At 36.4% G+C, this 12,579-nt stretch carries 16 protein-coding genes and 1 pseudogene; 9 read left to right on the forward strand and 8 right to left on the reverse strand.

Annotation, left to right across the window (positions count from 1 at the left end; genetic code table 11):
• Window positions 1-7: 7 nt before the first annotated feature.
• Genes pepQ through ACLBWW_RS02605 form a run of 3 tightly spaced genes read right to left on the reverse strand, consistent with a single transcriptional unit; the run spans window position 8 to window position 2,055 of the window.
• On the reverse strand, window positions 8-1,069 hold the full coding sequence (pepQ, locus tag ACLBWW_RS02595) for a Xaa-Pro dipeptidase (protein WP_048546398.1): 1,062 nt from the start codon (window positions 1,067-1,069) through the stop codon (window positions 8-10).
• A 4-nt stretch (window positions 1,070-1,073) separates the two neighbouring features.
• A complete protein-coding gene (gene aroQ, locus ACLBWW_RS02600; protein ID WP_000757087.1) occupies window positions 1,074-1,514 on the reverse strand; it encodes a type II 3-dehydroquinate dehydratase in 441 nt (146 codons plus the stop codon).
• A gap of 52 nt (window positions 1,515-1,566) precedes the next feature.
• Window positions 1,567-2,055, reverse strand: a complete 489-nt coding sequence (locus tag ACLBWW_RS02605) for a YqhR family membrane protein (protein ID WP_000076890.1) — start codon at window positions 2,053-2,055, stop codon at window positions 1,567-1,569.
• 244 nt (window positions 2,056-2,299) lie between these two features.
• On the opposite strand from ACLBWW_RS02605, the gene ACLBWW_RS02610 reads away from it, so the two are divergent.
• The gene (locus ACLBWW_RS02610; protein ID WP_048546400.1) at window positions 2,300-3,220 is read left to right on the forward strand and encodes a DUF1385 domain-containing protein; all 921 of its coding nucleotides are present in this window, start codon (window positions 2,300-2,302) and stop codon (window positions 3,218-3,220) included.
• 79 nt (window positions 3,221-3,299) lie between these two features.
• Window positions 3,300-3,701, forward strand: a complete 402-nt coding sequence (locus tag ACLBWW_RS02615; protein WP_048546401.1) for an SA1362 family protein — start codon at window positions 3,300-3,302, stop codon at window positions 3,699-3,701.
• On the opposite strand, the gene ACLBWW_RS02620 is transcribed toward ACLBWW_RS02615, so the two are convergent.
• The 3 genes from ACLBWW_RS02620 to splB form a co-directional block, all read right to left on the reverse strand.
• Window positions 3,698-4,360: an HAD family hydrolase gene (locus ACLBWW_RS02620; protein ID WP_048546402.1), complete on the reverse strand. Its 663-nt coding sequence runs from the start codon at window positions 4,358-4,360 to the stop codon at window positions 3,698-3,700. The genes ACLBWW_RS02615 and ACLBWW_RS02620 overlap by 4 nt on opposite strands.
• A gap of 54 nt (window positions 4,361-4,414) precedes the next feature.
• Window positions 4,415-4,843, reverse strand: a complete 429-nt coding sequence (gene mntR, locus ACLBWW_RS02625; protein WP_001143070.1) for a transcriptional regulator MntR — start codon at window positions 4,841-4,843, stop codon at window positions 4,415-4,417.
• Window positions 4,844-4,987: 144 nt separating this feature from the next.
• The gene (gene splB, locus ACLBWW_RS02630; protein ID WP_048546404.1) at window positions 4,988-6,013 is read right to left on the reverse strand and encodes a spore photoproduct lyase; all 1,026 of its coding nucleotides are present in this window, start codon (window positions 6,011-6,013) and stop codon (window positions 4,988-4,990) included.
• 156 nt (window positions 6,014-6,169) lie between these two features.
• Between splB and ACLBWW_RS02635 the strand changes: the two genes are divergently transcribed.
• The 3 genes and pseudogenes from ACLBWW_RS02635 to ACLBWW_RS02645 all read left to right on the forward strand — a co-directional run bounded on the left by ACLBWW_RS02635 (window position 6,170) and on the right by ACLBWW_RS02645 (window position 8,204).
• Window positions 6,170-6,487, forward strand: a complete 318-nt coding sequence (locus tag ACLBWW_RS02635) for a PadR family transcriptional regulator (RefSeq protein ID WP_048546407.1) — start codon at window positions 6,170-6,172, stop codon at window positions 6,485-6,487.
• A gap of 5 nt (window positions 6,488-6,492) precedes the next feature.
• Window positions 6,493-7,164 (forward strand): annotated as a pseudogene (locus ACLBWW_RS02640) (hypothetical protein).
• Window positions 7,165-7,364: 200 nt separating this feature from the next.
• Complete coding sequence (locus tag ACLBWW_RS02645; RefSeq protein WP_048546409.1) at window positions 7,365-8,204, forward strand: hypothetical protein; 840 nt, start codon at window positions 7,365-7,367, stop codon at window positions 8,202-8,204.
• A 28-nt stretch (window positions 8,205-8,232) separates the two neighbouring features.
• Here the strand turns inward: ACLBWW_RS02645 and ACLBWW_RS02650 are convergent, their stop codons facing one another.
• Window positions 8,233-9,069, reverse strand: coding sequence for a lipoate--protein ligase family protein (locus ACLBWW_RS02650; RefSeq protein WP_048546411.1), 837 nt, complete (start codon window positions 9,067-9,069; stop codon window positions 8,233-8,235).
• Between the two features lie 170 nt (window positions 9,070-9,239).
• Here ACLBWW_RS02650 and ACLBWW_RS02655 point away from each other — a divergent pair, with 170 nt between their 5' ends.
• Window positions 9,240-9,623, forward strand: coding sequence for a rhodanese-like domain-containing protein (locus tag ACLBWW_RS02655; RefSeq protein ID WP_048531103.1), 384 nt, complete (start codon window positions 9,240-9,242; stop codon window positions 9,621-9,623).
• A 39-nt stretch (window positions 9,624-9,662) separates the two neighbouring features.
• On the opposite strand, the gene ACLBWW_RS02660 is transcribed toward ACLBWW_RS02655, so the two are convergent.
• Complete coding sequence (locus tag ACLBWW_RS02660) at window positions 9,663-10,199, reverse strand: DNA polymerase III subunit delta (RefSeq protein ID WP_447613936.1); 537 nt, start codon at window positions 10,197-10,199, stop codon at window positions 9,663-9,665.
• A 318-nt stretch (window positions 10,200-10,517) separates the two neighbouring features.
• Here ACLBWW_RS02660 and ACLBWW_RS02665 point away from each other — a divergent pair, with 318 nt between their 5' ends.
• The 3 genes from ACLBWW_RS02665 (at window position 10,518) to ACLBWW_RS02675 (ending at window position 12,579) form a co-directional block, all read left to right on the forward strand.
• A complete protein-coding gene (locus ACLBWW_RS02665; RefSeq protein ID WP_048546413.1) occupies window positions 10,518-11,495 on the forward strand; it encodes a LacI family DNA-binding transcriptional regulator in 978 nt (325 codons plus the stop codon).
• Window positions 11,496-11,593: 98 nt separating this feature from the next.
• Window positions 11,594-12,175 (forward strand): TetR/AcrR family transcriptional regulator, encoded by a 582-nt coding sequence (locus ACLBWW_RS02670; protein ID WP_048546415.1) that lies wholly within the window; start codon window positions 11,594-11,596, stop codon window positions 12,173-12,175.
• Between the two features lie 71 nt (window positions 12,176-12,246).
• A complete protein-coding gene (locus tag ACLBWW_RS02675; RefSeq protein ID WP_000312348.1) occupies window positions 12,247-12,579 on the forward strand; it encodes a DMT family transporter in 333 nt (110 codons plus the stop codon).

Here is a 12,579-nt window from a genome sequence, read left to right on the forward strand (position 1 = left end):
CTGTATATTACAAAATAATAAGTTCTTTTGGTGATTTCGTAATTACTTCATTACCTTCACTTGTTACAATGATATCATCTTCAATACGTACGCCGCCAATACCTGGAATATAAATACCTGGTTCTACTGTTACAGCCATTCCTGGTTCAAGTACTGTATCAGAACGGAACGCTAAACCTGGTGCTTCATGGATTTCAAGACCGATTCCATGACCAGTAGAGTGTCCGAAGTATTCACCGTATCCTTTTTCCGTTATGTAATCGCGCGTTAACGCATCCGCTTCACGGCCTGTTAAACCAGCTTTAATACCGTTCACACCACGTAATTGTGCTTCTAAAACGATATTATAAATTTCTTTCAATTTATCAGATGGTTCACCAACTGCGATCGTACGAGTAATATCAGAGCAATACCCTTTGTAATAAGCGCCGAAGTCTAATGTAACGAAATCTCCTGTTTCTATCACTTTTTCAGATGCCACGCCGTGCGGTAATGCCGAACGAAGACCTGAAGCAACGATAATATCAAACGAAGAAGATGTTGCTCCTTGTTTTCTCATGAAAAATTCAAGTTCATTTGACACTTCAATTTCAGATACTCCCGGGCGAATGAATGATAGAATATGTTCAAAGGCAGCATCTGCAATCTGTGCAGCTTCCTTTAATATCTTAATCTCTGAATCAGTCTTTATCAAGCGTAACTTTTCTACAAGCCCAGAAGTTGGGATAAATTCAGCATCGATTACTTCTTTATGCGCTAAATAAGAACTATATGTAAGAGTATCTTGCTCAAAGCCAAGCTTTTGAATTCCCAGTTCCTTCACTTGCTTTGCAACTTCATCAATGATTAATCCTGCATGCTGCACAATCTCGTATCCAACCGCTTGTTTACTAGCCTGCTCTACATAACGGAAATCTGTAATAAATTGAGCACGATTTTTCGAAATCAGTACAACACCAGCTGTTCCTGTGAAGTTAGCCATATATCTACGACTATGTTCATTTGTTAACAAAATACCGTCAATACCAGCCTCATCAAATGCACTTCTTACTCTTTCGATTTTCTCCATTACTTTATGCCTCCCTCAATTTCTCCATTAATGCAAATAACGCTAACTTATAGCCATAAAAACCAAATCCAACAATTTGTCCCGCACAAACAGCTGCCGTCACAGATTCGTGACGGAACGACTCACGCTGGTGAATGTTAGAAATATGTACTTCAATAACAGGAATCGAAATGCTCGCAATTGCATCTCGAATCGCATAGCTATAATGCGTAAATGCTCCAGGATTTAAAATGATCCCTTCATATATATCTTCCGCCTCATGAATACGATCGATAATCGCACCTTCATGATTCGATTGGAAACATTCTAACTCCACTCCCATTGTTTCTGCTTCTTGCTTCATATCTGCTTCAAGTGTCGCTAGCGTGCCCTTTCCATATACATTTACCTCCCTGACACCGAGGCGATTTAGGTTAGGACCGTTTACGAGGAGTACCTTTTTCATATGTTTAAAACTCCTTAATATTAAATATCTATACAACATTTTAACATAGGAGTCACTTATTTGAATAGTTTGTCTTCTCTTCCCCTTCTCGCTCAGCTTTATTAGTATTTACTGCGTAGGAAACAGAGTATGCTATAAACACACCATACAATATAAAAATACATATCGTCGTCACAATTGTTTCTTTCGGTAAATGGAGTGCACTTTTAATGGCAGGCGCTATTAATCCCATTCCGAAAAATAGTAACGCCCACCAAAATAGCCCATAAATCATCCCTGGAATAATTCCTTCAAACTTTGCCAAAAACGCTTTATACAAAAAGGCAATTAAAATCGAAAGTAGTCCCATACAAACAATTCCTGACACATTGCCCCATACCCCTTCTTTCCAGCTTCCAAAGGCAAATGGTAAAAGTAAATAGTTCGGTCCTGCTTCCGTAAATGAAAATATATGAAGGAAATACCATATCCCCCCCCAAAAGATTCCACCAAATAAACCAATTTGTACAAAATTCCTTGTTCCTAATTGTTCTTGACTCACATCGACACCTCCGCTCAATAGTATGCCCGAAACTATTTTGAACCATGTTTAAATACTGCGAAATTTGTCTATAAAAAGAATAAGAAATGTCCGACTCTCTTAACATTTTTCCTTGTCATATACTTGTATTTGTCGATAAAATAAAGGAAACTCGGTGATTGTCTTATTTCAAAATGACAGAACCCAGTATGACAATTGCCTCTTTTTCTACATAAGAGAGAAACAAATACAGGTTGGTGTTAACATGGCAGAAGAGTCAAAACAAATATATGGCGGGCAAGCAGTCATAGAAGGAGTTATGTTTGGCGGTAGAGAATATACTGTTACAGCCGTTCGTCGTAAAGACAAATCGATTGAATTTTATCGATTACCACGCGTTCGTAATAGAGCATTATCTATCCTGAAAAAAATTCCATTTTTACGAGGGATTGCCGCTATTGTGGATGCAAGTGCGAATGGAGCAAAACATTTAAACTTTGCTTCAGAACGATTTGATGTCCACCCAGAAGAAGACGAACAAATTGCAAATAACAAAGAAGAACAATCGAAATTAACGATGGTATTAGGAGTTGCAGCAGTTGGCGTTTTATCTTTCATATTCGGTAAAGTCATTTTCACAGCAGTTCCTGCACTACTAGCTGAATTAACGAGACCGATTTTCCCTTCTCATACAGGGCAAATCATTGTCGAAAGTGTCATTAAGCTCATGCTATTATTGAGCTATATATACTTTATTTCTTTAACCCCACTTATTAAGCGGGTATTTCAGTACCATGGTGCGGAGCATAAAGTAATTAATGCCTATGAGAATAATCTTCTAATGACTGTAGAAAATGTTCAAAAACAAACTCGCCTTCATTATCGCTGTGGCAGTAGCTTTATTATATTTACAGTCATTATTGGAATGTTTGTTTATTTCCTTGTCCCTACAGATCCACTTTGGGCCAGAGTCGTAAACCGAATTTTATTAATTCCAGTCGTACTCGGCATTTCTTTTGAAGTGTTACAATTTACAAATCGATTACGCGATATTCCAGTATTACGCATACTTGGATATCCCGGACTATGGCTGCAACTATTAACAACGAAAGAACCAACAGATGATCAAGTGGAAGTAGCCATTGCATCGTTTGAAGAATTATTACGTTTAGAAAACAAACAATAATTATTTAAAATTGGTGTTCAACTCCTTTCCTCATCGTTAATATACTAATTTTAATATATGTTTTTAGGAGGTGTCCCTTATGAACGGTCGTTCGTTTACATTCGCTATAGTTATGCTTATTATCGGATTAGCAATATTCGGCCTTGTCTCATCTGTCATTACAAATCCAATGGGTGTATTAAGAAATATCGGGTACATGTTACTTGTTGTCGGTATCTTTTATTTGCTATACAAGATGTTTACAAATTCTAGTGGTTCTGCAAATTCGCAAAGCTCTTATAAGCGTGCAGCGAAACAATCGAACCGCAAACATGGGAAACAAAATGTAGCACCCCTAAGCAATTCTTTATTTAAATCAAACGCTTCTAATGACAAAGGGAAAAAAGGCGCTCCTTCCACTTTGAAGCGAAAAAGAAAACAATCTCATTTAACTGTTATTGAAGGTAAAAAAAACAAAAAGAAAGACCGTGCTTCCTTTTAGGAAATACGGTCTTTTTTTATATTTTGCAGTACTTCTTTCAAACTTTTATCTTTCATACTTTCAATTCGAAGGTGATGATTTTCAAATGGTAAATTCCGTGTCACATCATTAGGTACAACAACGCACTTTAATCCTGCTGCAATCGCTGCTTTTAATCCGTTTAACGAGTCTTCAAATACAACAGCTTCAGACGGATCAATCCCTAAATCTTCTATCGCAATTCGATAAAGTGCTGGATCCGGTTTTACCTTCTCAACATCTTCCCTTGTTTTAATGACTTCAAAATAATCTCGAATTTGTAGCTCTTCCAAAAAAGAAGTAACCCATTCTCTAGATGAACTGGAAGCTAATGCGATTTTCAATCCCATTTCTTTCGCTTCCTCTAAATATTCTTTTACCCCGTCACGAGCTTCTGGTATTTTCATTTTCTCTTTATGTAAAGTTTTCACTTTTTCTTTTAATGCATCCTTGTTAAACTTCTCTTTTAATTGCTCATTTAAATATGCATATAGTACATCATCTGTCGTTCCAATACATTTTGCAAATTCCTCTAAAGGTAACTCCCCACCGTACTCACGAACGGCGTCTCTGAAAGAGTGAAACCATATTGTTTCTGTGTCCACAATTAATCCATCAAAATCAAAAATAATTGCTTTCATAATTTCCCCATCCTTTTCGGTTGAAATAAAAAAGGAAACGACATACGTTCCCCCTTAATTACTTTTCTCTTCATTTGCTTTTTGAACGCCACGAAGTGTTTCCACTCGAATCTCATCTTGTTCAAAATATTGCACTAGATCACCAATACGGTCAATTGCTTCCCAACTTAAATGATGTTCAATTCCTTCTACATCATTGTAAATTTTACTTTCATCCAAACCGATAATACGCATAAATTGCTCTAGCAAGTCATGACGGTATACGAGACGCTCTCCGATTTTTTTACCTTTTGATGTTAATACAAGCCCTCTATATTTTTCATAAATTAGATATTCATCTTTGTCTAATTTTTGCACCATTTTTGTTACAGAGGATGGATGTACACTCAGCGCTTCAGCAATATCAGATACGCGGGCATAACCCTTTTCATCAATCAACAAATAAATTTGTTCAATATAATCTTCCATACTAGGGGTAGGCATCGGTTTCCTCCATCCAATTTCATTTTGCTCATTCCGTACGAAGCAATCAATAAAATGATACACCAGAAAGAATAACGTGACAAGTTGAAAACAAGCCTAAATATTTAAAAGAAAAAAGAACTTGCATTCCAATACAAGTTCTTTTCATGTAAAATATTGAATTTCTGCGTTAGGAAAAAAGTGATGAATATATCCTCTAATCGTTTCTTCCAATACTTCCGCATCATCTTTTTTATATACGTATTTCCCGATGCCGTATCGTCCCCATTTATATTTACGCTTTTCTTCATCCATTTCAAGTTTCGTATTCGGATAACGCTCTTGAATGACCTTTTTTGCTGGTTTTGTAAAGCGATGTTGAATTAATTCAAATGTTAAATTCGGTATCGTCAAATCTTTTAGCGCATTGTACAGTCGCTCAAATAGTTCACGGTATCCTTCTTCCCATCCTTCATGCATATAAAGTGGCGCAACTATAAACCCAAGTGGATAACCCGCACCTGCTACTTTACGAGCTGCTTCAATTCGTTCTTCAAAAGGTGATGTCCCCGGCTCAAAATTTTTGATTACATACCGTGAATTAATACTAAATCGAAAACGAGTTTTCCCATTATGTTTTGCATCTAATAAATGATCAACGTGCGAATATTTCGTAACGAAACGTAAACGCCCATGCTCACTTTCTCCAATGAATTCAATCGCCCGCTTTAATGCATGTGTTAAATGATCAATTCCAACAATATCTGATGTACAAGCCGCTTCAAATCGTGTTATTTCAGGTGCTCTTTCATCCATATACTGCTTTGCCTTCTCAAATATTTCATCAAGATTGACATACACGCGAACGTAAGGCTTACTCCCAAGTGTCGTTTGCAAATAGCAATAATGACAATGTCCCATACACCCCGTTGCGAGCGGGATTGCATATTCAGCTGACGGTTTTGACGTATCAAACTTTAATGTTTTCCTCACCCCAACGACAAGTGTTGCCTTTGCATTACGATACTTTTGCAAGTCATTTTCACCTGGCAAATTTCTAATTTGATTATGGGATGTCGTTTCACGAATTTCTAATCCCATCTTCGTAAACTTCTCATACAGCTCTTTTCCAAGCGGATATTCGAGTGCCTTCGGTTCAAAGTAAACGAGTTTTGGCATAAATGGTTTCATATACTTCCCTCCTCTCGTTAGTATGGGAAACACTGAAAATTTAACACGCATTAAAGTTTTCCACTTCAGTAACTTGCGTTGCAAGTTACTGAATGTTATAATTTGGATATCAGCTACCTTGCAACGCAAGTTACCTGAGTAAAAGGTGGTGAAATCATGCACAGCCAAATGTTAAAAGGTGTGCTCGAAGGTTGCATCCTATACATCATTTCACAAGAAGAAGTGTACGGATATGAACTGAGTACAAAATTAAATAAACAAGGATTTACATTCGTAAGCGAAGGAAGCATATATCCGTTATTGTTACGTATGCAAAAAGAAAAATTGATTGAAGGAACATTAAAAGCCTCCTCACTTGGTCCAAAACGTAAATATTATCACGTAACCGAGAAAGGATTAGAACAGCTTGAAGAATTTAAACAAAGCTGGGGAATGGTTTCAACAACGGTGAACAATTTATTACAGGGAGAGTGATGAGGATGAATGCGCAAGACATGATTAAATTGAACAACAAAAAACGCGAACTTCTAACACCTGAAAATGAAGTTGTTTATAGCGATATGTTAGTTTATCTTCGTTTATCTAACGTGCCAGAACAACAAGTAGAAGAACTATTACTAGAAATATTAGACCATCTCATCGAAGCACAAACAGAAAATAAAAATGCTTATGACATTTTTGGTGATGACTTACAATCTTATTGTGATGAACTCATATCGGCTTTGCCGGTTCAAACAATGTTAGAAAAAACTTCTTTAATCGGCTTTGTTATTAGCTTACTTCTCGCTATACAGTTTGGAATGGACACCATTGCTTCTCTTTTCATTTTCTTTTTTGAAAAGAACACCGAAATAATAAGTCCACCTTTTAGTATCCTTGGAACTACTTTGTCGGTTTCAATAATTATACTAGGTATACTATTCATTTTATATTTATTAAAGCATTACTCCTTTGATCAAAAAATAAATTAGAAAAGACGAATTCTATTCGGGCTCGCTTTTGCTACTCCATTTTGCTCAGCTATATTCGTAAATATTTATTTTAGAAAACAACCTTATCTCATTTATCATCTAACTTTTTGGCAAAACGCCTTAATCGCTCTCTTATTTTTTGTTTTATATAAATTACTATACAAAAAATCAAATTTTTAACAGCCTTTCAAAAGGCTGTTTTTCTTCTGTCTAATTTTACAAATTGAAAAATTTCATAAAGAAAATAAGAAAAATGCAAAATAATTAAAGTTAATTGTTGACGTGATGCTTTTATTATCGGTATCATAAATCTTCGTGAGCAATTATTTTTCGTTATACGATTTTTTTATTATTACTGAATTTTTGAGAGGAGAAATTAAATGTCAGTTAAGAAGAAAACGCAAGTACGCACCGGCAAAATGGTACGTGAACTAATGTTAGCAGACGAAGATGTAAATGCTTCGCTAATTATGGTATATAGTGAAAACGGTGTAAACGCAGAAATTAAAATCGAGGGCTTAACGCCAAAATGTAACGAAGAATTATTTTTGAGCGGAAACGTGGATTGGAACAAGAGTGTTATTTATAAAATTGTTGATTTCACTGGGAACGCTGAAGTTGGTAAAGTTACATTAACAGCGATGAATAAAAACAATGTTTCTCTAGAAATTGAACGCGTTATGTGGAGTAAAGAAAATAAAGAAGCTGCTGAGCAAGAAGAAACTGTTGTAGAAGCTACTCCAAAAAAAGAAGTAGTTATAGAAGCCCAAAAAGCAGTTACACCGGCTCCAAAACCTGTTACGCGAGTAGAAACACCTGCAGTACCTAAACCTACTCCGGTACCAACACCGAAGCCAGTAAGTGTAGAAGCAGCTGTGGAATTATCTACTCCAGCACCTGTGAAAAAAGCAGTACCAACTCCAGTTACAAAGCAAGAGACAGCACCGGTCGCGCCTGCAAAACCGAAGCAACCTGCTTTGACTGAAACAAATACAAAACTACAAGAAAATTATGTGAAACTCGTGAAAAAGACAATTGAAGTTTGTCAAGATTACGAGCTTGGCATCGACATAGATGATTCTATTGAAAGCTTAAAAGAAGAACTACAAAGCCAAGGTATTAGCGTTACATTTGACAAAGAAATTATGGACGTTGTCAATCGCCTTCGTTCTTTACAAGATAAAGGAATCAAAGTAGAAAAAGTACTTAATTTACTATAAAAAAATAAGAGGCGGCAATTGCCACCTCTTATTTTTTATAATTCCATTCTTTACTTTCATACTTTTCTTTTGCTAATGTTTGCACTTCATGTAATTGTTCTTCTGTTAATTCATACGGAACAAGCTCTACATCTAATCCTTTTTCAAACCCAACCTCAAACGCTCTAATTAACTGCTCGATTGTAAACGTACGGTCTGTTAATTCATTAATTGCTACCGCTTTAGAAGAGAACATACTCTTCATACGTTCTTTCACACGTTCATTCGGGAATAAAAACAGATCATATAACTCATCTAAATCTATTTCTAATGGAATCGATCCGTGCTGTAAAATAACACCTTTTTGACGTGTTTGCGCACTACCTGCGATTTTTCTTCCTTCTACTACAATTTCATACCAAGACGGCGCATCAAAACATACGCCTGAGCGTGGATTTTTCAAATTTTCACGATCTGCTTCTGTTTTTGGAACTGCATAATACGCTTCTAATCCTAATGCTTTAAAACCATCTAATAAACCTTGCGAAATAACACGATACGCTTCTGTAACTGTTTTTGGCATATTCGGATGATCTTCAGACACAATAACACTGTACGTTAATTCTTTATCATGTAGTACACCCCTGCCGCCTGTTTGACGACGAACGAATCCATATTTCTTTTCGTTAACTACATCCATATTAATATCTTTTTCAACACGCTGGAAATATCCGACTGTTAATGTTGGTACTTCCCATTCGTAAAAACGAATAGTTGGTGGCATTTTCTTTTCACTTTGCCAATTTAATAAACATTCATCTAACGCCATATTAAATGCCGGTGAACATTGACCAGAGTTAATATAACACCATTTTTCTTTTCCCATCCTGCACCTCATATAACCAATTATTTTTCACATTCTCTAGTCTATCAAATTCGACAAAATTTGTGAAAGAATACGAAATTTCTTCTTATATACAAATGAATCTGTTGCATAAATACATACGGGCATTATAATATTGAAAGTAGGATAAGAAAAAAGGGAGCGATAGAATCGTGTCAACAACTTGGATTATTTTATTAGCCGTAATCGTAGCGTTCATCGGTTACACTGTATGGATGTATTTCTATCAGAAAAAATTAATTAAAACACTTTCAGAAGAAGAGTTTCGCGCTGGCTACCGTAAAGCACAGCTTATCGATATTCGCGAAGCAGACGAATATACTGCAGGGCATATTTTAGGCGCACGTAACATTCCGTTATCACAAATTCGCCTTCGTCATAAAGAACTTCGTAAAGATCAACCAGTTTACTTATACTGCCAAAGCGGATTCCGTACTGGTCGTGCGGCTCAATACTTAAAGAAACAAGGCTACAAAGATTTCTACCAATTACAAGGTGGATTCAAAACGTGGACTGGAAAAATTAAAAAGAAATAATAACATATAAAAACTAGCTGAATGATTCAGCTAGTTTTTTCATTTCATATTATTTGCAATGTATAATAAATTTTTCTTAATCACATCTTGATCATTCTCTTGTGCATTACGATACAAGAGCTGATATTCAAGTCCTCCCTCTTTCCATATAAGCGTAGCAAATTCATCTCCTTTCCCGGAGTCATCCTTATTTTTAAAATAAGCGAATGCTCCATTATTCAATTTCATTTGTTCTTGAAATCGCTTCTCTTCCACGAGATCTGGAAAACTATAAGGAAAGTTGGCAACATTTAACTCAATATACTCATTTCTCCCCGGCTCCCGCTGTTTATATTTAATCATTAAGACAGCGTTCTTTTTTCCAAGTCTTCTGACTTCTCCCTTTACATCACTCGTAATGTCATACGGTAAAAACGCCGGAACTTTAAATTTCACTGGAAAATATTTTGGAAGTTCCTTCAGCGGAATTGGATCCGTAACACGATCTATAGTTCCTCCTGTTGTTCCCACAAAGTTCTTTTCTTCTTGCATCGTTTGCTGAAACGAACACGAACTAAGCACGAAACTAGAAAACACGAAACAAATGATTCTTTTTTTCAATTTGTTTCCGCCCTTTCATACCGCTCTCTTAACGAACGAAGCGTTTATATGCTCTTCATATTCGCTTCGCTACGAAACTCCACCTTTGAAAACTTTCCACGTTATTCTCACACATTTTGACAAAACTTCTTTTATAGACGCAAAAAAGACCTCTATCATTCTCACGCCCAAATAAAAAGGTTACGCGAATAAAAAGAAGCCTTATTCATACCATAGTTTGTGAAAAGCTTTTCAGGTCAAGATTTTTTCATTCTTATTATTTTCCCTTTATAATAAGTGGAAGAGGTGATACATATGGCCAATATAAAACAAATTGCAAAAACTGCTGGTGTATCCATATCAACTGTTTCCCGCGTTCTTAATAATCACCCTTACGTAAAAGAAGAAAAGCGTAAGCGTGTTCTAGATGCTGTTGAAGAATTGAACTATGCAAAAAATATAAATGCTATTCATTTAATAAAGGGAAAAACATATACAATCGGGGTTATGCTCCCTTTCATTAATCTTCCATACTTCAGTACCATTATTGAAGGAATCGGAAACGAAGCGTTAGCAGCTGGATATCACATTAATTTATGTCAAACAAATTACGATAGCCTCGAAGAGATTCGTGTTCTTGAAATGATGAAAATGAAACAATTCGATGGAATGATTATTTGCTCTCGAACGAGTTCTTGGGAACAAATTGAACCTTTCGCAAAATTTGCCCCTATTATTTCATGTGAAAAGATAAAGCATCCCCTCATTTCATCCGTCTACGTAGATCACTATGAAGGCTTCCGTCTCGGCACTGCCTATTTACTCAGTAAAGGCCATGAAAAAATCGGAATCTGTTTAGCAAGAAAAACGAGTGCAAATTCTATGGAGCGCGAAAAAGCGTTTGCTGATACACTTCGTAATGAAAGCAAAACGTTACATCCCGAATGGATTTTTCATCAATGCTATACAATGCAGGACGGAGCACAAATACTCCATCGCATTTTAAATATGAAAAATCGTCCAACCGCTATTTTTACAGCGAACGATCAAGTTGCAGCTGGTTTATTAACAGAGGCGCGAAAACATGGCATTCGCGTTCCTGAAGAACTTGCTATCCTTGGATTTGATAATCATGAAATTTCAAAGGCGTTAGAAATTTCCACAATTGAACACCCCGGTCTCGCAATGGGCTCACATGCTTTTTCTTTATTCCATAAACAAATCCAAAGCGAGCAAATTGCCGGGAAGGCAGAAGAGCTTTCATTCCATTTAATTGAGCGAGATACTGTCTAAAAAAAGAGCGTTACCTGTAGCGCTCTTTTTCAGCTCTTCACCTATTGACTTTATATTTTTACTCGCATATAATGAACCTAACGAACGGTAGGTAGGGGATGAAAATGACAGCAAACCGCATTAAAGCTGTAGCACTTTCTCATTTCGCACGCTACGGCTATGAAGGAACTTCATTGGCAAATATTGCTCAAGAAGTTGGGATTAAAAAACCATCGATTTACGCACACTTTAAAGGAAAAGAAGAGCTATATTTTATATGTTTAGAATCTGCTCTTCAAAAAGATTTACAGAGCTTCACAGACGATATCGAAAAATTTTCAAATTCGTCTACTGAAGAATTGCTCTTACAGTTACTAAAGGGCTACGCAAAACGATTTGGTGAAAGTGAAGAATCAATGTTTTGGTTACGAACTTCTTATTTTCCGCCTGATGCATTCCGCGTACAAATTATCGAAAAAGCGAATGCACACATTGAAAACGTCGGAAAACTTTTATTCCCTATATTTAAACAGGCAAACGAGCAAAGTGAGCTGCATAACATTGAAGTAGAAGACGCTCTAGAAGCTTTTCTATGCTTACTAGACGGACTTATGGTTGAACTACTATTCGCAGGTTTAAATCGCTTTGAGACTCGTTTAAACGCCTCTTGGCAAGTATTTTGGCGAGGCCTTTCAAACTGACGGATTGCTCCTTTGCAATGCGTCGTTTTTAAGCCCTTTACCTAACGACTGGTAGGAAGGAGAAATGACATATGGCATGGATTTATGTAATCTTAGCTGGTATTATTGAAATCTTTTGGGTAATTGGACTAAAACACGCGGAGGCACCACTTGAATGGGCTGGTGTTGCGTTATTAATTACAATTAGTTTCGTTTTATTATTTAGAGCTTATAAAGATTTACCTGTCGGCACTGTATACGCCGTCTTCACAGGAATTGGAGCTGGTGGGATCGTTCTTACAGAAATTTTCATCTTCGGAGAACCTTTCTCTATTGTAAAAGTTTTATTAATCGGCTTAATCTTCTTCGGCGTAATTGGTTTAAAACGAGTAACAGAAGAAAAAGAAGCGAAGGAGGCCGCATAA

Source organism: Bacillus sp. M5A3_1b, from assembly GCF_053345335.1.

Excerpts from the sequence above, each read along its gene's own strand:
- pepQ (WP_048546398.1), bottom strand. The coding sequence starts at position 1,069 with ATGGAGAAAATCGAAAGAGTAAGAAGTGCATTTGATGAGGCTGGTATT.
- ACLBWW_RS02675 (WP_000312348.1), top strand. The coding sequence starts at position 12,247 with ATGGCATGGATTTATGTAATCTTAGCTGGTATTATTGAAATCTTTTGG.
- ACLBWW_RS02635 (WP_048546407.1), top strand. The coding sequence starts at position 6,170 with ATGCACAGCCAAATGTTAAAAGGTGTGCTCGAAGGTTGCATCCTATAC.
- ACLBWW_RS02615 (WP_048546401.1), top strand. The coding sequence starts at position 3,300 with ATGAACGGTCGTTCGTTTACATTCGCTATAGTTATGCTTATTATCGGA.
- ACLBWW_RS02650 (WP_048546411.1), bottom strand. The coding sequence starts at position 9,069 with ATGGGAAAAGAAAAATGGTGTTATATTAACTCTGGTCAATGTTCACCG.
- ACLBWW_RS02610 (WP_048546400.1), top strand. The coding sequence starts at position 2,300 with ATGGCAGAAGAGTCAAAACAAATATATGGCGGGCAAGCAGTCATAGAA.
- mntR (WP_001143070.1), bottom strand. The coding sequence starts at position 4,843 with ATGCCTACCCCTAGTATGGAAGATTATATTGAACAAATTTATTTGTTG.
- splB (WP_048546404.1), bottom strand. The coding sequence starts at position 6,013 with ATGAAACCATTTATGCCAAAACTCGTTTACTTTGAACCGAAGGCACTC.
- ACLBWW_RS02620 (WP_048546402.1), bottom strand. The coding sequence starts at position 4,360 with ATGAAAGCAATTATTTTTGATTTTGATGGATTAATTGTGGACACAGAA.
- aroQ (WP_000757087.1), bottom strand. The coding sequence starts at position 1,514 with ATGAAAAAGGTACTCCTCGTAAACGGTCCTAACCTAAATCGCCTCGGT.
- ACLBWW_RS02645 (WP_048546409.1), top strand. The coding sequence starts at position 7,365 with ATGTCAGTTAAGAAGAAAACGCAAGTACGCACCGGCAAAATGGTACGT.
- ACLBWW_RS02670 (WP_048546415.1), top strand. The coding sequence starts at position 11,594 with ATGAAAATGACAGCAAACCGCATTAAAGCTGTAGCACTTTCTCATTTC.
- ACLBWW_RS02665 (WP_048546413.1), top strand. The coding sequence starts at position 10,518 with ATGGCCAATATAAAACAAATTGCAAAAACTGCTGGTGTATCCATATCA.